The organism is Pseudomonas sp. WC2 (assembly GCF_050586545.1).
In the GTDB taxonomy this organism is placed as follows: domain Bacteria; phylum Pseudomonadota; class Gammaproteobacteria; order Pseudomonadales; family Pseudomonadaceae; genus Aquipseudomonas.
Map to the genome: position 1 here is coordinate 1 of NZ_JBOBDR010000005.1, position 17,661 is coordinate 17,661.

Annotated in this window: 16 protein-coding genes; 14 read left to right on the forward strand and 2 right to left on the reverse strand. The window is 60.4% G+C overall.

The features are described from left to right. Nucleotides 1-440: 440 nt before the first annotated feature. From ACQ4OE_RS07220 to ACQ4OE_RS07285, 14 genes are all read left to right on the forward strand, one after another. Nucleotides 441-2,063, forward strand: a complete 1,623-nt coding sequence (locus ACQ4OE_RS07220; protein WP_122591261.1) for a HAMP domain-containing methyl-accepting chemotaxis protein — start codon at nucleotides 441-443, stop codon at nucleotides 2,061-2,063. Further along, entirely contained in the window at nucleotides 2,063-2,599 is a 537-nt protein-coding gene (locus tag ACQ4OE_RS07225) for a chemotaxis protein CheW (protein ID WP_430946221.1), read from the forward strand. Before ACQ4OE_RS07220 ends, ACQ4OE_RS07225 begins: the two co-directional genes overlap by 1 nt. Continuing rightward, entirely contained in the window at nucleotides 2,596-3,867 is a 1,272-nt protein-coding gene (locus ACQ4OE_RS07230) for a CheR family methyltransferase (RefSeq protein ID WP_430946222.1), read from the forward strand. The genes ACQ4OE_RS07225 and ACQ4OE_RS07230 overlap by 4 nt, the downstream gene beginning before the upstream one ends. Continuing rightward, complete coding sequence (locus tag ACQ4OE_RS07235; protein WP_430946223.1) at nucleotides 3,864-4,547, forward strand: chemotaxis protein CheW; 684 nt, start codon at nucleotides 3,864-3,866, stop codon at nucleotides 4,545-4,547. Before ACQ4OE_RS07230 ends, ACQ4OE_RS07235 begins: the two co-directional genes overlap by 4 nt. Beyond that, on the forward strand, nucleotides 4,544-6,829 hold the full coding sequence (locus tag ACQ4OE_RS07240) for a hybrid sensor histidine kinase/response regulator (RefSeq protein WP_430946224.1): 2,286 nt from the start codon (nucleotides 4,544-4,546) through the stop codon (nucleotides 6,827-6,829). The genes ACQ4OE_RS07235 and ACQ4OE_RS07240 overlap by 4 nt, the downstream gene beginning before the upstream one ends. Beyond that, nucleotides 6,826-7,836 (forward strand): chemotaxis response regulator protein-glutamate methylesterase, encoded by a 1,011-nt coding sequence (locus tag ACQ4OE_RS07245; protein WP_430946225.1) that lies wholly within the window; start codon nucleotides 6,826-6,828, stop codon nucleotides 7,834-7,836. Before ACQ4OE_RS07240 ends, ACQ4OE_RS07245 begins: the two co-directional genes overlap by 4 nt. Before the next feature lie 48 nt (nucleotides 7,837-7,884). Further along, nucleotides 7,885-8,886, forward strand: a complete 1,002-nt coding sequence (locus ACQ4OE_RS07250) for a response regulator (RefSeq protein ID WP_064393226.1) — start codon at nucleotides 7,885-7,887, stop codon at nucleotides 8,884-8,886. Nucleotides 8,887-9,095: 209 nt separating this feature from the next. Further along, nucleotides 9,096-10,191 (forward strand): peptide chain release factor 2 gene (prfB, locus tag ACQ4OE_RS07255; protein ID WP_122591275.1). Its coding sequence is split into 2 segments (ribosomal slippage): nucleotides 9,096-9,167 and nucleotides 9,169-10,191, totalling 1,095 coding nucleotides; the frame shifts between segments, so codons are not numbered across the junction. A 114-nt stretch (nucleotides 10,192-10,305) separates the two neighbouring features. Further along, nucleotides 10,306-11,808 carry a lysine--tRNA ligase gene (gene lysS / locus ACQ4OE_RS07260; RefSeq protein WP_122591277.1) on the forward strand — a complete coding sequence of 501 codons (1,503 nt, stop codon included), beginning with the start codon at nucleotides 10,306-10,308 and terminating at the stop codon, nucleotides 11,806-11,808. 114 nt (nucleotides 11,809-11,922) lie between these two features. After that, nucleotides 11,923-12,627, forward strand: coding sequence for a TetR/AcrR family transcriptional regulator (locus tag ACQ4OE_RS07265; RefSeq protein ID WP_430946384.1), 705 nt, complete (start codon nucleotides 11,923-11,925; stop codon nucleotides 12,625-12,627). Nucleotides 12,628-12,784: 157 nt separating this feature from the next. Further along, the gene (locus ACQ4OE_RS07270) at nucleotides 12,785-13,339 is read left to right on the forward strand and encodes a hypothetical protein (RefSeq protein ID WP_430946226.1); all 555 of its coding nucleotides are present in this window, start codon (nucleotides 12,785-12,787) and stop codon (nucleotides 13,337-13,339) included. Between the two features lie 59 nt (nucleotides 13,340-13,398). Next, complete coding sequence (locus tag ACQ4OE_RS07275; RefSeq protein WP_177323295.1) at nucleotides 13,399-14,649, forward strand: flavohemoglobin expression-modulating QEGLA motif protein; 1,251 nt, start codon at nucleotides 13,399-13,401, stop codon at nucleotides 14,647-14,649. A gap of 147 nt (nucleotides 14,650-14,796) precedes the next feature. Beyond that, nucleotides 14,797-15,702 (forward strand): alpha/beta hydrolase, encoded by a 906-nt coding sequence (locus ACQ4OE_RS07280; RefSeq protein ID WP_122591283.1) that lies wholly within the window; start codon nucleotides 14,797-14,799, stop codon nucleotides 15,700-15,702. Then, nucleotides 15,699-16,028: a hypothetical protein gene (locus ACQ4OE_RS07285; protein ID WP_430946227.1), complete on the forward strand. Its 330-nt coding sequence runs from the start codon at nucleotides 15,699-15,701 to the stop codon at nucleotides 16,026-16,028. Before ACQ4OE_RS07280 ends, ACQ4OE_RS07285 begins: the two co-directional genes overlap by 4 nt. Before the next feature lie 174 nt (nucleotides 16,029-16,202). Here the strand turns inward: ACQ4OE_RS07285 and ACQ4OE_RS07290 are convergent, their stop codons facing one another. Both ACQ4OE_RS07290 and ACQ4OE_RS07295 read right to left on the reverse strand, forming a co-directional pair. After that, nucleotides 16,203-16,991 (reverse strand): OmpA family protein, encoded by a 789-nt coding sequence (locus ACQ4OE_RS07290; RefSeq protein ID WP_122591287.1) that lies wholly within the window; start codon nucleotides 16,989-16,991, stop codon nucleotides 16,203-16,205. A 54-nt stretch (nucleotides 16,992-17,045) separates the two neighbouring features. Continuing rightward, on the reverse strand, nucleotides 17,046-17,450 hold the full coding sequence (locus tag ACQ4OE_RS07295; RefSeq protein ID WP_034154861.1) for a DUF4398 domain-containing protein: 405 nt from the start codon (nucleotides 17,448-17,450) through the stop codon (nucleotides 17,046-17,048). Between the last annotated feature and the right edge of the window lie 211 nt (nucleotides 17,451-17,661).

Sequence of the window (17,661 nt, forward strand, 5' to 3'; positions counted from 1 at the left end):
GGTTTGCTGATATTCCCGTAAACACGGTGCTAAAGTGCCGAAAAGCTCATGTTTCAAGATGTTTCATGCTGATTTCAAGCTAAAAGTGCGCAACTTCTTGCGCAGTGGTGTGCAAGAAGTTGCGCACTTGTCCACAGGCGCCGGGGCATGGGCGCTGTAGCGATTCAACCGGCGAAAATCGGCGATCAAGTGCGCAAAAAGTTGCGCATACAGGCGCATTGCCAGCAATTTGCTGAAATGGAACGCTCGGAAATGACCAATCCATTGCTCCTTTTTGCCATTCCCCCACTGGTGCGACAGCCCTCAATTAGCGGACAGTCCCAGCCCAAAGCGTTCCCGGCAAAGACGTCAGGCAGGCCCGAGGGTTAAAAAGCGTCTTATAAATGAAACACCACCCTCGGCTATACTCCCCGCATTTCGATCAGGTACGAGGACTCACTGTGAAGAACTGGACGTTGCGCCAACGCATTTTGGCGAGCTTTGCGGTGATTATCGCCATCATGCTGTTGATGGTCGTCGTCTCGTATTCACGGCTGTTGAAGATCGAGGCCGGCGAGCAGAGCGTGCGTCAGGACGCGGTGCCGGGTGTGTATTACAGCTCGATGATCCGCAGTGCCTGGGTCGACAGTTACCTGCAAACCCAAGAGTTGCTGGGCCTGAAAAAAGGCGAGGGCATCAGTGCCGAGGACGCGGCGGACTTCAAGGCTTTCGAAGCGCGTCTCGAAGAGCAGATGGGCAACTATCAAGGCACCGTCACTACCGATGAGGACAAGTCCGAGTTCGCCTTGTTCAAGCAGGACGTGCTCAATTACAACAAGATCCAGACGCAAGTTCTCGATCTGCACCAGCGCAATCTCGATGATGAAGCGACCAGGCTGTTCACTGAGCAACTGACCCCCGCCTGGACTGCCGGGCGCATGAAACTCAACGACATCATCCGTGAAAACAAAGCCGTCGCCGATGAAGCCATGAACAACATCGATGATGCGGTGGCCGCCGCGAAAGTCAGCATGGGCATTTCCCTGCTGGTGGCGGTGCTGGCTGCGGCAGCGTGTGGTTTCCTGCTGATGCGCGCGATCATGGCGCCGATGAATCTGATCGTGCGGATTCTCGACATCATGCGCACCGGTGACCTCAGCACCCGCCTGAATCTCGACCGCAAAGATGAATTCGGCGCCGTCGAAACCGGCTTCAACGACATGATGACCGAGCTGACCGCGCTAGTGTCCCAGGCCCAGCGCTCCTCGGTGCAGGTGACCACTTCGGTGACCGAGATCGCCGCGACCTCCAAGCAACAACAAGCCACCGCCACCGAAACCGCGGCGACCACCACCGAAATTGGCGCGACCTCTCGCGAGATCGCCGCCACGTCACGGGATCTGGTGCGCACCATGACCGAAGTGTCCACCGCTGCCGATCAGGCTTCGGTACTCGCCGGCTCCGGCCAGCAGGGCCTGGCGCGTATGGAAGACACCATGCACTCGGTGATGGGCGCGGCGGATCTGGTCAACGCCAAACTGGCGATCCTTAACGAGAAGGCCGGCAACATCAACCAGGTGGTGGTGACCATCGTCAAGGTCGCCGATCAAACCAACCTGCTGTCGCTCAACGCCGCGATTGAAGCCGAGAAGGCCGGTGAATACGGTCGCGGTTTTGCCGTCGTCGCGACTGAAGTGCGGCGCTTGGCGGATCAGACCGCAGTCGCCACGTATGACATCGAACAAATGGTTCGCGAGATCCAGTCGGCGGTGTCCGCTGGCGTGATGGGTATGGACAAGTTCTCCGAGGAAGTGCGTCGTGGCATGTCCGAAGTGCAGCAGGTCGGCGAGCAGCTGTCGCAGATCATCCATCAAGTGCAGGCGCTGGCGCCGCGGGTGTTGATGGTCAACGAAGGCATGCAGGCGCAGGCCACCGGCGCTGAGCAGATCAACCATGCGCTGGTGCAGTTGGGTGACGCCAGCAGCCAGACCGTAGAGTCGTTGCGTCAGGCCAGTTTCGCCATCGACGAACTGAGCCAGGTGGCCGTTGGGCTGCGCAGTGGCGTCTCGCGATTCAAAGTCTGATGAGCGAAATCATCGCCAAACGCAGCGCCGTACTCGTGGCGAAGCCGGCGTTGTTCCTGCTGTTTCGCATTGGCAGCGAGCGCTACGCCTTGCGCGCCACGGAAGTGGCGGAAGTGCTGCCGCGCCTGCCATTGAAACCGATCGCGCGGGCGCCGCACTGGGTTGCCGGAGTGTTTGCCTATCGCGGCGCGGTGGTGCCGGTGATCGATCTCAGCGCACTGACCTTCGGCCATCCTGCCGAGGCGCGCACCAGCACGCGGTTGGTGCTGGTCAATTACCAGCCCGATGAGACGCAGCCGGCGCAACGGCTGGGGCTGATTCTCGAACAGGCTACCGACACGTTGCGCTGTCATCCGCAGGAGTTTAAGCCTTACGGCCTCGACAATCGTGAGGCGCCGTACCTCGGCCCGGTGCGCGAAGATGCCCAAGGCCTGGTGCAATGGGTCCGGGTCAACGACTTGCTCGATGACGCCGTGCGTGAGGTGCTGTTCCCCGATCCGCCGCTGAGTCCGGCGCAGCTTGAGGCGCAGGCATGAGCAGCGATCAGCGCTTTTTCGATTTCCTCAAGGAACGTATCGGCCTCGATGTCACGTCGGTGGGCCCGGCGATTATCGAGCGCGCGGTACGCCAACGCACCACGCTTTCGCAAGCGGCGCATGGCGAAGAATACTGGCAGTTGCTGCAAGGTTCGCGGGACGAACAACAAGCGTTGATCGAGGCGGTGATCGTCCCCGAGACGTGGTTTTTCCGCTACCCGGAATCTTTCGCCACGCTGGGCAAACTCGCGCAAAACCGCCTCAAAGAGCTGAACAATATGCGCGCACTGCGCATCCTCAGCCTGCCGTGTTCCACTGGCGAAGAACCCTATTCGATTGCCATGGCCTTGCTCGACGCCGGACTCAAGCCTCATCAATTCAAAGTCGAAGGCATGGACGTCAGCCCGCTGTCGGTGGAAAAAGCGCGCCGGGCGTTGTACGGCAGGAACGCCTTTCGCGGTCAGGATCTGGACTTTCGCGAACGGCACTTCAAGTCCGAGCAGGACGGTCATCGGCTCAATGACGATGTGCGTGAGCAGGTGCGTTTACAGGTGGGCAATGTGCTCGATCCGACGCTGCTGGTCAGCGAGCCAGCGTTCGACTTCGTGTTCTGCCGCAACCTGCTGATCTATTTCGATCAGCCGACCCAGAAGCAGGTGTTCGAGGTGCTCAAGCGCCTGACCCATTTCGACGGTGTGCTGTTTATCGGCCCCGCCGAGGGCAGTCTGCTCGGGCGTTTGGGCATGCGTTCGATCGGCATCCCGCAGTCGTTTGCGTTCAGCCGCCACAGTGATCCGCACCCCGAACCGCTGCCGACAGCGCAACCAGTCGCGATGCCTGTCAGCCCGCCGCCACGGAGCATGCCGCCAGCGCCGGTGCGTCAGCGCCCGTTTGCCGCGGTCACGCCGATGCCGACGTCCAGCAAAGCGGCCAATCCGGACGCGGCCACTTTGTTGGCCAACATCGCCGCACTGGCCAACGAAGGCAAAAGCGCCGAGGCCCGCGCCGCGTGTGAACAGTATTTGCGCAGCCACGAACCGGTGGCCCAGGTGTTTTACTGGCTCGGCCTGCTCAGCGATGTCGCTGGCCTGACCCTCGAAGCCCAAGGCTTCTATCGCAAGGCGTTGTACCTCGAACCGCAACACTCCGAAGCGTTGATGCACCTGGCCGCGTTGCTGCAGGCTCAGGGCGACAGTGCCGGTGCCAGACGATTGCAGGAGCGCGCCGCCCGCAGCGGCCGCACCGCCGACAGTGAGCGTAAACGATGATCGCGTCCGACACCTTGAACGTCACCCACGAAGACGCCCGGGCCATCGACGATTGCTGGAACCGCATCGGTATCCACGGTGACAAGTCGTGCCCGCTGCTCGACGAGCACATCCATTGCCGCAACTGCTCGGTGTATTCCGCCGCCGCCACGCGCCTGCTCGACCGTTATTCGCTGCAACAGGACGAGCGCGACCCGGTGGCGACCGCCGTCGAAACCGATGTCAAAACACGGTCGCTGCTGATGTTTCGCCTCGGCGAAGAATGGCTGGGGCTGGCCACGCGCAGTCTGGTGGAAGTGGCGCCGATGCAGGCGATTCACTCGCTGCCGCATCAGCGCTCGCGCGCCTTGCTCGGCGTGGCCAATGTGCGTGGTGCGCTGGTGGCGTGCCTGTCGCTGGTCGAATTGCTCGATCTGGATGCGAACGCCGCCCCGGCAGTCAGCGGACGAATCATGCCGCGCATGTTGATCATCGCCGCCCATGGCGGGCCGGTGGTAGTGCCAGTGGATGAGGTTTACGGCATCCACGCCATCGATGAACGGATTCTCGACGCCGCCTCGCAATCCGGCGTGCAGACCAGCGCCAAATTCACCCGAGGCGTCTTGCAGTTTCGCGATCGCAGTCTGCGTTGGCTGGATGAAGAGCAGCTGCTGTCCGCCGTGACCCGGAGCCTGACATGACCCCCGAGCAAATGCGCGACGCCTCGCTGCTGGAGCTGTTCAGCCTTGAAGCCGAAGCCCAGACCCAAGTGCTCAACGCCGGGCTGCTGGCGCTGGAACGCAACCCGACCCAGGCCGATCAACTCGAATCGTGCATGCGTGCGGCGCACTCGCTTAAAGGTGCGGCGCGGATCGTCGGCATCGACAGCGGCGTTAGCGTTGCCCATGTGATGGAAGATTGTCTGGTCAGCGCGCAGGATGGCCGCTTGCTGCTGCGGCCCGAGCACATCGATGCGTTGTTGCAAGGCACCGATTTGTTGATGCGCATCGCCACGCCGACTCATGCGCCGCAGCCCAATGAAATTGAGGCGTACGTGGCGTTGATGGCGCGCGTGCTCGATCCGTCGTCCGCGCCAGCAACCGTCGCGCCACCGGTCATGGCCGAATTGCAGCTCGAAGCCCCGCGAGTCGAGGCGATGCCAGCGCCTTCCATGGAACTCCCGGTGGAAACGCCAGAGCTGGCCCCACGCAACAACAAACGCACCCCCGAAGGTGGCGAACGCGTCCTGCGCGTGACCGCCGAACGCCTGAACAGCCTGCTCGATCTGTCGAGCAAATCCCTCGTGGAAACCCAGCGCCTCAAGCCGCATCTGGCGACCATGCAACGCCTCAAGCGCATGCAGAACAATGGCCTGCGCGCGCTGGAAAACCTCAACGTGCACCTCAAGGAACATGCGCTGAGCCTTGAAGCGCTGGAAGCCTTGGAGGATGCGCGCCGATTGCTCGCCGAATCCCAGCAACTGCTCAGCGAGAAAAACGCAGAGCTGGACGAGTTCGCCTGGCAGGCCAGCCAGCGCGCACAAGTGCTCTACGACACCGCGCTGGCCTGCCGCATGCGCCCGTTCGCGGATGTGTTGACCGGTCAGGTGCGCATGGTTCGCGATCTGGGGCGCAGCCTTGGCAAACAGGTGCGGCTGGAAATCGAAGGCGAAAAAACTCAGGTCGACCGCGACGTGCTGGAGAAGCTCGAAGCACCGCTGACGCATTTGCTGCGCAACGCCGTCGATCACGGCATCGAGACCCCGCAGCAGCGCCTGCTCAAAGGCAAATCCGAAGAGGGCCTGATCCGCCTGCGCGCTTCGCATCAGGCGGGTCTGCTGGTGCTGGAGTTGAGCGATGACGGCAACGGCGTCGATCTGGAAAAGGTCCGCCGCAGCATCGTCGAACGGCAGTTGTCCCCAGCGGAAACGGCGGCGCAGTTGAGCGAGGAAGAACTGCTGACCTTCCTGTTCCTGCCCGGTTTCAGTCTGCGCGACACCGTCACCGAAGTCTCTGGCCGAGGCGTCGGCCTTGATGCCGTTCAACACATGGTTCGCCAGTTGCGCGGTGCCGTGGTGCTGGAACAGACGGCGGGCGAGGGCAGCCGCTTCCATCTGGAAGTGCCGCTGACCTTGTCGGTGGTGCGCAGTCTGGTGGTGGAAGTCGGCGAGGAGGCTTACGCGTTTCCCTTGGCACACATTGAACGCATGTGTGATCTGGAGCCTGAGGACATTGTGCAGGTCGAAGGTCGCCAACACTTTTGGCACGAAGAACGACACGTTGGCCTGGTCGCGGCCAGTCAGTTGCTCAACCGCCCGGCCAGCCAAAACAGCGGCGAAACCCTCAAGGTCGTGGTGATTCGCGAGCGTGATGCGATTTACGGCGTGGCGGTCGAACGCTTCATTGGCGAGCGCACGCTGGTGGTCTTGCCCCTCGACGAGCGTCTGGGCAAAGTGCAGGACATCTCTGCCGGCGCCTTGCTCGACGACGGCTCGGTGGTGTTGATCGTCGACGTCGAAGACATGCTGCGTTCGGTGGACAAACTGCTCAATACCGGACGCCTCGAACGCATTGCCCGCCACGGTAATCAGGCCGCCGAAGCCGCGCGCAAGCGGGTGCTGGTGGTCGACGACTCGCTGACCGTGCGCGAACTGCAACGCAAACTCTTGCTCAATCGAGGCTACGACGTCGCCGTCGCGGTGGACGGCATGGACGGTTGGAACGCCCTGCGTTCGGAGGACTTCGATTTGCTGATCACCGACATCGACATGCCGCGCATGGACGGCATCGAACTGGTCACCCTGTTGCGCCGCGACAACCGTCTGCAATCGCTGCCGGTGATGGTCGTGTCGTACAAGGATCGCGAAGAGGATCGCCGTCGTGGACTGGACGCCGGTGCCGACTATTATTTAGCCAAAGCCAGTTTTCATGACGACGCCCTGCTCGACGCAGTGGTCGAGCTCATCGGAGGAGCGCGGGCATGAAGATCGCAATCGTCAACGACATGCCAATGGCGGTAGAAGCCCTGCGGCGCGCCTTGGCTTTCGAACCGGCGCATCAAGTGGTCTGGGTCGCCCGCAATGGCGCCGAGGCGGTGCAACTGTGCGCTGAAAATACCCCGGATCTGATCCTGATGGACCTGATCATGCCGATCATGGACGGCGTCGAAGCCACCCGCCGGATCATGGCCGAAACCCCGTGCGCCATCGTCATCGTCACGGTCGACCGCCAGCAGAATGTGCACCGCGTGTTTGAAGCCATGGGTCACGGCGCACTGGACGTGGTCGACACCCCGGCCCTCGGTGCCGGCGACGCGCGCGAAGCCGCCGCGCCTTTGTTGCGCAAAATCCTCAACATCGGCTGGCTGATCGGCGACAAAGCGCCGCGCTCGCGCCCGGCACCGACGCCTCCGCGCAGTTCGGGTTCGCGCCAGCGGTTGGTGGCGATCGGTTCGTCCGCAGGCGGGCCGGCAGCGCTGGAAGTGCTGCTCAAAGGCTTGCCCAAGGATTTTTCTGCGGCCATCGTGCTGGTGCAACACGTTGATCAGGTGTTCGCCGCCGGCATGGCCGAATGGCTGGCCAGCGCCAGTGGCCTCGATGTGCGTCTGGCCCGCGAAGGCGAACCGCCGCAGGCCGGCGCGGTGCTGCTGGCCGGCACCAACCACCATATCCGCTTGTTGAAAAACGGCACGCTGGCGTATACCGCCGAGCCGGTCAACGAGATCTACCGTCCCTCGATCGATGTGTTTTTCGAGAGCGTTGTCGCCCATTGGGGAGGTGACGCCGTCGGGGTTTTATTGACCGGGATGGGGCGCGACGGGGCGCAAGGGCTTAAGCTCATGCGCCAGCAGGGTTACCTGACCATCGCGCAGGATCAGCAAAGCAGTGCGGTGTACGGCATGCCCAAGGCCGCAGCCGCCATCGATGCCGCCGTGGAAATCCGTCCACTGGAAAAGATAGCGTCACGATTGCAGGAGGTGTTCCCCAAATGAGCCGGTCAATCCGCAATCCTGGCCCCCGCAGCACTCAGGTGACAGTCCATGAATGATTTACAGATCGACGACATTAAAACCGACGAAAACGCCGCCATGGTGTTGTTGGTGGATGATCAGGCGATGATCGGCGAAGCCGTGCGCCGTGGGCTGTCGAATGAAGAGAACATCGACTTTCACTTCTGCTCCGACCCGCATCAGGCCATCGCCCAGGCGGTGCGGATCAAGCCGACGGTGATCCTTCAGGACCTGGTGATGCCCGGCCTCGATGGCCTCAGTCTGGTGCGCGAATACCGCAATCACCCGGCGACCAAGGACATCCCGATCATCGTCCTGTCGACCAAGGAAGACCCGCTGATCAAGAGCGCGGCGTTCTCCGCCGGGGCCAACGATTATCTGGTGAAACTGCCGGACACCATCGAACTGGTGGCGCGCATCCGCTATCACTCGCGCTCGTACATGACGTTGTTGCAGCGGGATGCGGCGTATCGCGCATTGCGGGTCAGTCAGCAGCAATTGCTCGACACCAATCTGGTGCTGCAACGCTTGATGAACTCCGATGGCCTGACCGGGTTGTCCAACCGTCGGCACTTCGATGAGTACCTGGAACTGGAATGGCGCCGTTCGCTGCGTGATCAGAGCCAGTTGTCACTGCTGATGATCGACGTGGATTATTTCAAGTCCTACAACGACAGCTTTGGTCACGTCGAGGGTGACGAGGCGCTGCGCAAGGTCGCCACGGCGATTCGTGATGCCAGCGCTCGACCGTCGGACTTGCCGGCCCGTTATGGCGGCGAAGAGTTTGCGCTGGTGTTGCCGAATACCTCGCCGGGCGGCGCGCGGCTGGTGGCTGAGAAGCTACGGCAGACCGTGGCCTCGCTGAAGATTCCGCACAACACCCCGGCGGATGGCGCGAGCCTGACCATCAGCATTGGCCTGGCGACCATGGTGCCGCAGGCGGGCAACGATTGCCGCCTGCTGATTTCGGCGGCAGATCGTGGCCTGTACCTGGCCAAAAACAACGGTCGTAACCAGGTCGGCATCGAATAACCGCCGCAATTCCCTGTAGGAGCTGCCGCAGGCTGCGATCTTTTGATCTGTTTCTAAAATCAAAGTCAAAAGATCGCAGCCTTCGGCAGCTCCTACTGGTGAAATGTGTCAAGCGAATCGCCTCAACACCCGCCAGACGGGCTGCCGTGACAGCCTGATTACGTTATACTCGCCGGCTTTCAAAAGTTCGCCAACGAGTGCTGCCCGTCATGGAAATCAACCCGATCCTGAACACCATCAAGGACCTGTCCGAGCGCTCCGAAACTATTCGGGGGTATCTTTGACTACGATCAAAAGCATGAGCGTCTGACCGAAGTCAATCGCGAGCTTGAAGATCCGAGCGTCTGGAACAAACCTGAATACGCCCAAGAGCTGGGCCGCGAGCGCGCTGCGCTGGCGCAGATCGTCGACACTCTCGACGAATTGAACGCCGGTCTGGCCGATTGCCGCGACCTGCTGGACATGGCCGTCGAAGAAAACGACGAAGGCGCAGTGGGCGATGTCGTCGCCGAGCTGGCCCGTCTCGAGGAAAATCTGGCCAAGCTGGAATTCCGCCGCATGTTCAGCCATGAAATGGACCCGAACAACGCGTACCTGGACATCCAGGCCGGTTCCGGCGGCACCGAAGCCCAGGACTGGGCCAACATCCTCCTGCGCATGTACCTGCGCTGGGCAGATAAACGCGGTTTCGAAGCGACCATCATGGAACTGTCGGCCGGTGAAGTCGCCGGTATCAAAGGCGCGACCGTGCACATCAAGGGCGAATACGCCTTTGGCTGGCTGCGGACCGAGATCGGCGTGCACCGTCTGGTGCGCAAGAGCCCGTTCGACTCCGGCAACCGGCGCCACACCTCGTTCTCTGCGGTTTTCGTCTCGCCAGAGATCGACGACAAGGTCGAAATCGAAATCAACCCGGCAGACCTGCGGATTGACACCTATCGTTCCTCAGGTGCCGGTGGTCAGCACGTAAACACCACCGACTCGGCCGTACGTATCACTCACGTACCGACCAACACCGTGGTCAGCTGCCAGAACGAACGTTCCCAGCACGCCAACAAAGACACCGCCATGAAAATGCTGCGGGCCAAGTTGTACGAGCAGGAAATGCAGAAACGCAACGCCGCGTCGCAAGCGCTGGAAGACACCAAGTCCGACATCGGCTGGGGTCACCAGATTCGCTCTTACGTGCTCGATGCGTCGCGGATCAAGGATCTGCGCACCAACATCGAACGCAGCGACTGCGACAAGGTACTCGACGGCGATATCGACGAATACCTGGAAGCCAGCCTGAAATCCGGGCTGTAAAAGACGCAATACAGCATCGGCTGATTCAGCACGATCCCTGTAGGAGCCAGCCCTGCTGGCGATCCCCGGGCCGCAAGGTCCGGGGGCAACGAACCTGATGGAATATCTAAAGACATGAGCGACCAACAACTCGACCCGCAAGCCCTGCAACAGGAAGAAAACTCCCTGATCGCACTGCGCAAGGAAAAGCTGGCTGCCGAGCGCGCCAAGGGCAACGCCTTCCCGAACGACTTCCGCCGCGACAACTACTGCGATGCACTGCAGAAACAGTACGCGGACAAGACCAAGGAAGAGCTCGCAGAGGCTGCAATCCCGGTCAAGGTTGCCGGTCGCATCATGCTTAACCGTGGCTCGTTCATGGTGATTCAGGACATGACCGGTCGCATCCAGGTCTACGTCAACCGCAAGACCCTGTCGGAAGACACCCTGGCCGCGGTGAAAACCTGGGACATGGGCGACATCATTGCTGCCGAAGGCACCCTGGCGCGTTCCGGCAAGGGCGACCTGTACGTTGAAATGACCAGCGTGCGTCTGCTGACCAAATCCCTGCGTCCGCTGCCGGACAAGCACCACGGCCTGACCGATACCGAGCAGCGCTACCGTCAGCGTTACGTTGACCTGATCGTCAACGAAGAAGTGCGCCAGACCTTCCGCGTGCGTTCGCAAGTGATCGCGCACATCCGCAGCTTCCTGATGAAGCGCGACTTCCTCGAAGTCGAAACGCCGATGCTGCAGACCATTCCTGGCGGCGCCGCAGCCAAGCCGTTCGAAACCCACCACAACGCGCTGGACATGGAAATGTTCCTGCGTATCGCCCCAGAGCTGTATCTGAAGCGTCTGGTGGTTGGTGGTTTCGAGAAAGTCTTCGAGATCAACCGCAACTTCCGTAACGAAGGCGTTTCGACCCGTCACAACCCTGAATTCACCATGTTGGAGTTCTATCAGGCTTACGCCGACTATGAAGACAACATGGACCTGACCGAAGAACTGTTCCGTGAACTGGCGCAGCTGGTTCTGGGCAGCACCGACGTGCCGTACGGCGACAAGGTGTTCCACTTCGGCGAGCCGTTTGTACGTCTGTCGGTGTTCGACTCGATCCTCAAGTACAACCCTGAACTGACTGCCGATGATCTGAACGACATCGACAAGGCTCGCGCCATCGCCAAGAAGGCCGGTGCCAAGGTGCTGGGCTTCGAAGGTCTGGGCAAGCTGCAGGTGATGATTTTCGAAGAACTGGTCGAGCACAAGCTGGAGCAGCCGCACTTCATCACTCAGTACCCGTTCGAAGTGTCGCCGCTGGCGCGTCGCAACGATGACAACCCGAACGTCACTGACCGTTTCGAACTGTTCATCGGTGGCCGTGAAATCGCCAACGCCTACTCCGAGTTGAACGACGCGGAAGACCAGGCCGAGCGCTTCATGGCGCAGGTGGCCGACAAGGACGCCGGCGACGACGAAGCCATGCACTACGACGCCGACTTCGTTCGCGCGCTGGAGTACGGCATGCCGCCAACGGCCGGTGAAGGTATCGGCATCGACCGTCTGGTGATGTTGCTGACCAACTCGCCGTCGATCCGCGATGTGATCCTGTTCCCGCACATGCGACCGCAAGCGTAAACGTTTCAGTTAAAAAGCCGCCTAAAACAGGCGGCTTTTTATTGCCTGTCTGGTACAAATGTATCAATTGGTTAATTTCGCAATAGCAGAGGAAGTTCTGTCGTGAGGGGTGCAATAGCTCAAGAAGGTGCAGCGGGTATCGCCACTGCGGTCGCTGAAAGCGTTCAGTACCAGGGCCGCAAGGCCAGCCGACAGGGCAGTGAGCAGCGTCGCCAGGACATTCTCGACGCGGCGATGAGGATTGTCGTGCGTGACGGCGTGCGCGCCGTGCGCCACCGTGCCGTGGCCGCCGAGGCCGGTGTGCCGCTGTCGGCAACCACGTATTACTTCAAGGACATCGATGACCTGCTCACCGACACCTTCGCCCAATATGTCGAACGCAGCGCGGCGTACATGGCCAAGTTGTGGGTCAACAATGAAGGTCTGCTGCGTGACATGGTCGTCAGCGGCGACGGCAGCCCCGAATCGCGCTCGCAACTGGCCGATGACATTGCGCGGTTGATGGCCGACTACGTGCATCGTCAGTTGGTTAACCGTCGCGAGCATTTGATGGCCGAGCAGGCGTTCCGCCAGGAAGCGCTGCTCAACCCGCGTCTGGCGATTCTGGTGCGCTCGCATCAGCAGATTCTGTTGCAGGGCACCTGCCAGTTGTTCCAGGTCTTGGGCTCGCGCGAACCGCAACAGGATGCCAAGGTGTTGACGGCGATTATCGGTCGGATGGAATATCAGGGCCTGCTCAACGACGCCGAGCCTTTGGCCGAAGAGGACATGCTCGGCATTCTGACGCGCTATATGCACCTGGTGCTCGCGTCGGTGTGACCACAAGATCGTTCCCACGCTCTGCGTGGGAATGCCGCCGGGGACGCTCCGCGTCCCTTCGTCGACATGACGCAGAGCGTCAGTGGATGCATTCCCACGCAGAGCGTGGGAACGATCGATCACCATGAGGGCGGCCAATGTTCATAGGGAGTTCTGAATGAAAGCCTGGCGTGGTGTGCTGATCGCCTTGTCGTTCCTGCTGCTCAGTGGCTGTCTGGTGACGTTCAAGGAACCGCTGGCCGCCAGTGACCCGGCGCCCAAGGGCCTGCTCGGCAAATGGTCGAGCACCAATGCCTGGGGCGATGCCATGAACCTTGAACTGACGCGACTGGGCAATGATCGCTATCAGGCGGTCACGTACTTCAAGGCCAAACCCCATGAACGCGAAGCCCATCCCTTCACCGTAGCGCGCCACGGCAGCCGCTGGTATCTGTCGGCAAAGGTCCCGGCACAGTACGGCGGCCACTACACCATCGCTGGGTTCGAACTCACCGACAAAGGCGAACTGGTGGTCTACAACCTCGATCTCGAGCAGATCAATCAAGCGATCAAGCAAAAAGCCCTCGACGGTCAGGCCTTCCCGACCGACGATGGCGACGGCGTGCAGGTCGACAGCAGTCTCGACAAGGTTTTTGCTTACCTCGACGATCCGGCCAATTCCGATGTCTTCGTCGAAGCCGTGCGCTACCAGCGCCAGGCCCGCGCCAAATAATTCACACGTCAGGTGTTCTACAGGAGTTTCGGGTGGACGATTACCAGCAGACGATACGCATGTTGTCCGACCGCATTGTGCTGGCGCAGACGCCGATCCGCGTGCTCGACGCGGTCAAGTGGGACGAGAACATCCGCAAGGGATTTCTCAAGGCCAAAGGCAAGGAAATGCCGGCGATCGACCGCGATTACTACCTCAATCGACCACTGAGTTTCGATTCGAGCAAGGTCAAACTGGAATTCCAGAACATCGAGCGTGACATCACCCGCCAGCTCGGCCAGTTCAACCCGGTCGGGCAGATCATGCGGCGCATGTGCAAGGAGTACCGCATGGTGGTGCGCATGCTCGAAGCGCGCGGTACCGAGGATTTCGGCCTGATCTCGCAAGAACTGTACGGCGCCGCGTCCGATGCGTTCCACGCCGGTGACCCGACCCTGGCCGACCTCGGCCTGATGATGTCTGACTACCTGAACAACATCGATGGCCGTGGCGATCTGAAGGATGAGCCGAAAACTCTTACCGCCAAAGACGCCGTGCACTTGCTGCAAACCCGTCTGAACAAAGTCTTCGGTGAAGCCGAAGAAACCATCCGCGTGTTCGAGTCCGACGGCATCGTTGCCGACGCGGCGGCGGGCGCGGACTACATCAAGATCCGCACCGACGCGATGTTCAACGATCGTGATGTGCGTGCGCTGGAGGTCCACGAAGGTCTGGTCCACGTCGGCACCACGCTTAACGGCCTGAACCAGCCGATCTGCACCTTCCTGTCGAAAGGCCCGCCGTCGTCGACGGTGACTCAGGAAGGCCTGGCGATCCTGATGGAAATCATCACCTTCGCCTCCTACCCGAGCCGCCTGCGCAAACTGACCAACCGCACCCGCGCGATTCACATGGTCGAGGAGGGCGCCGACTTCCTGCAGATTTTCGAATTCTTCCGCGAGCAGGGCTTCGAAATGGCCGAAAGCTACGGCAACGCCAGTCGCGTTTTCCGTGGATCGACGCCGACCGGTCTGCCATTCACCAAAGACTTGTCCTACCTCAAGGGCTTTATCATGGTTTACAACTACATTCAGTTGGCCGTGCGTAAGGGCAAGCTTGAGCAGATTCCGCTGTTGTTCTGCGGCAAGACCACGCTAGAAGACATGCGCACCTTGCGTCAGTTAGTGGATGAAGGGCTGGTGGTGGCGCCGAAGTACTTGCCGGATCAGTTCCGCGATTTGAATGCGTTGTCGGCGTGGATGTGCTTCTCCAACTTCCTCAATCACTTGAGCCTGGACCGGATCGAAGCGGATTACTCCAATATCCTCTAACCCACTACAGACCGATCGTTCCCACGCTCCGCGTGGGAATGCCGCCATGGACGCTCCGCGTCCACTGTGACGCAGAGCGTCACGGCATGCATTCCCACGCAGAGCGTGGGAACGATCTGAACCTGAATTTTTGCGAGGTTTCACCGGATGAGAATCCTCGGCATTTTCTGCCTGCTCCTGACCCTCAGCGGTTGCAGCTCTTTGTTGTTCTACCCCGAGCCGGGCCAGATCTTCACCCCGGAAAAAGCCAAGCTCGAATACCGCACCGTCACGCTGGTCACGGCCGATGGCTTGAAGCTCAATGCCTGGTGGCTGCCGGCCAAACCCGGCGTCGAGGTCAAGGGCACCGTCCTGCACCTGCACGGCAACGGCGGTAACCTGCCGATGCATTTGGGCGGCAGTTGGTGGCTGCCGAAAAACGGCTATCAAGTGCTGCTGGTGGACTATCGCGGCTACGGCTTGTCCGAGGGTGAGCCGAGTTTGCCGGCGATCTATCAAGACATCGACGCCGCGTTCGCCTGGCTGGACAAGGCGCCCGAGGTCAAAGGCAAGCCGCTGGTGCTGCTTGGTCAGAGCCTCGGCGGTGCGATGGCCGTGCATTGGCTGGTGCAACATCCAGAGCGGCAGAAACAACTCAAGGCCTTGGTGCTCGACGGCGTGCCCGCCAGTTATCGAGGCGTCGGCCAATACGCGCTGAGCACGTCTTGGCTGACCTGGCCGTTCCAGGTGCCGCTGTCGTGGCTGGTGCCGGACGGCGACAGTGCGATCAACTCGATGCCGCAGCTCAATGGCGTGCCGAAGCTGATCTTCCACAGTCTCGACGATCCGCTGGTGCCGCTGTCCAACGGCATCCGTCTGTATCAAGCTGCGCCGCCACCGCGCGTGCTGCAACTGACCCGTGGCGGTCATGTGCAGACTTTTGGCGACCCGGTGTGGCGCCAAGTGATGCTGCGCTATCTGGAAGATCCCGAGCATTTCAACGGCCTGCGCCGCCTCGGCGAAATCCCCAATTATCCGCAACCTCCGAATTCTGAAGATGAGAGTCCGCAATGAGTGAAGAACGCAACGCCATCCCGCTGATCATCACCGGTATCTGCAGCATCCTCGGCACCGTCGGGGCGCTGTGGTACTACGGTTACCTGCACTTCGCCAAACCCGAGGATGCGTTGCTGCTCAACGAATTCACCATGCTCAAGACTGTGCCGGGCGAGGACTATAAAGTCTCCCTCGACCCGGCGCCGCAAGTGGCACAGTGCGTTGATGGCGTGCTGGTGTTGTTCGATACCGAGCAGAAAGGCCTGACCGGCGTACTGATCAACGCACAGAAAAAAGCCGTGCGCTGCATGGGCGAAGAAACCCCGCAAAAACTCGAGCAGTAACCCGATCAAACTGTGGGAGCGAGCCTGCTCGCGAATACAGATTCACAGTCAACAGGGATGTTGACTGACACACCGCTTTCGCGAGCGGGCTCGCTCCCACCAGGGATTTGTGTTCGTGCATGAAAAAGCCCCGCCTGATCACTCAGGCGGGGCTTTTGCGTTACAGCAGGGCGCTTAGTTCGAGCTGACAGCCGAACGTGGCACAACTGGCTGGTTGTCGTTGGAAATGGTCACTTCCACACGACGGTTTTGCGCACGGCCCGAAGCGTTGCTGTTCTCGGCAACCGGGTATTCCTTGCCATAACCCTGAGCGACGATGCGCGCTGGATCAACGCCCATTTTCACCAGAGCGGTACGCACGGAGTTAGCGCGACGCTCAGACAAGGTCTGGTTGTGGCTCGCGGTACCGGTGCTGTCGGTGTAACCCTCGACAATCACTTTGCGATCCGGGTTTTCCTGGAGGAATTGCGCCAGTTTGTTGATGTTGACCAGACCGCTGGATTTCAGATCAGCACGGTCGGTGGCGAACAGCACGTCACCGAAAGTCACCAGCGTACCGCGATCGGTCTGCTTGGCGTTCAGGCTGTCCTGCAGCTGCTTGATCTGCTGATCGCGAGCATCCAGACGCGCTTGGGCACGTTGCGCGGCGGCGTTCTTCAGATTGTTTTCTGCGGTGCGCAGGGCGATGGTCTGCTTGGCCACTTCCACGCGCTGGTTGGTCAGGTAGGCCAGTTGGTCAACCTTGGCCGCGTCTTGCTTGTCCAGATAAGCCTTGTCGGCCTTGTCCAGGTAATCGCTGGCGTCTTTGGTTTCCAGTGCTGCGACTTTGCTTGCCTGTGGGTTGGCTTGCAGGCCGGCGTAGTTGGTGCGCGCCTGTTCCAGGTTCGGGTTAGGCGGAGTGGAGCAGGCAGCCAGTGCGACGCTTGCGGCCAGAAGAGCTGGGATCATCAGTTGCTTACGCATAATTTTTCGTCCTTTCAATCGATAAAGTTTCAGCGTTGCTATCGGGATGCGCGCTTACTGCACAGTGCGCTGACTTTCCTGACGCAGTTCCTGAACACCTTTCTGGGAATCCTTCACGGCTTGTTCAGCCTTGGCTGCCTGAGCCTTGCGTTCTGCTACGCGAGCATCCCACTCGGCTTGCTCGGACAGGGTGCGAGCTTCGTCATACTTCTTGTCGTGCATGGCGATTTCGGCTTGTTTCAGTTTGTCCTGCGCTTGCTTCATCTCAACCGCGGCAAATTCAGTACCGCCAGCGCTGACCGCGCTGTTCACGGCGGACTGAGTCACGGCGTACTGCTCGGTCGGTGGATTACCAGCGCAACCGGCCAGTACGAAGCTGGTGCCGATCGCCAGAGCAGCCAATTTCAGACCGCGCAGGTGGGTAAACGAGGTTTGGTTTTTCATGGTCTTCAACTCCATTAGGCATCTCCTGAAAACATCTAAATCCATCCTGGTCGAGGAGCCGAAAATGTCGTATCCAAGTGCGTTATTTGAAACGCTCGTTCCAGGCGTGGTTACAGCTTCCGACCGGAGCGATTTTTCAAAAGTTCAGAAAAGATGGCTCATCGCCAAAAAAAATTTTGACTGAATGGACAAGGCTCTAGAGCGGGAACTTTGGCGGGATGAAGCG

Coding starts and splice junctions, on each gene's coding strand:
- ACQ4OE_RS07225 (WP_430946221.1), top strand. CDS start 2,063: ATGAGCGAAATCATCGCCAAACGCAGCGCCGTACTCGTGGCGAAGCCG.
- ACQ4OE_RS07230 (WP_430946222.1), top strand. CDS start 2,596: ATGAGCAGCGATCAGCGCTTTTTCGATTTCCTCAAGGAACGTATCGGC.
- ACQ4OE_RS07235 (WP_430946223.1), top strand. CDS start 3,864: ATGATCGCGTCCGACACCTTGAACGTCACCCACGAAGACGCCCGGGCC.
- ACQ4OE_RS07240 (WP_430946224.1), top strand. CDS start 4,544: ATGACCCCCGAGCAAATGCGCGACGCCTCGCTGCTGGAGCTGTTCAGC.
- ACQ4OE_RS07245 (WP_430946225.1), top strand. CDS start 6,826: ATGAAGATCGCAATCGTCAACGACATGCCAATGGCGGTAGAAGCCCTG.
- ACQ4OE_RS07250 (WP_064393226.1), top strand. CDS start 7,885: ATGAATGATTTACAGATCGACGACATTAAAACCGACGAAAACGCCGCC.
- lysS (WP_122591277.1), top strand. CDS start 10,306: ATGAGCGACCAACAACTCGACCCGCAAGCCCTGCAACAGGAAGAAAAC.
- ACQ4OE_RS07270 (WP_430946226.1), top strand. CDS start 12,785: ATGAAAGCCTGGCGTGGTGTGCTGATCGCCTTGTCGTTCCTGCTGCTC.
- ACQ4OE_RS07275 (WP_177323295.1), top strand. CDS start 13,399: ATGTTGTCCGACCGCATTGTGCTGGCGCAGACGCCGATCCGCGTGCTC.
- ACQ4OE_RS07280 (WP_122591283.1), top strand. CDS start 14,797: ATGAGAATCCTCGGCATTTTCTGCCTGCTCCTGACCCTCAGCGGTTGC.
- ACQ4OE_RS07285 (WP_430946227.1), top strand. CDS start 15,699: ATGAGTGAAGAACGCAACGCCATCCCGCTGATCATCACCGGTATCTGC.
- ACQ4OE_RS07290 (WP_122591287.1), bottom strand. CDS start 16,991: ATGCGTAAGCAACTGATGATCCCAGCTCTTCTGGCCGCAAGCGTCGCA.
- ACQ4OE_RS07295 (WP_034154861.1), bottom strand. CDS start 17,450: ATGGAGTTGAAGACCATGAAAAACCAAACCTCGTTTACCCACCTGCGC.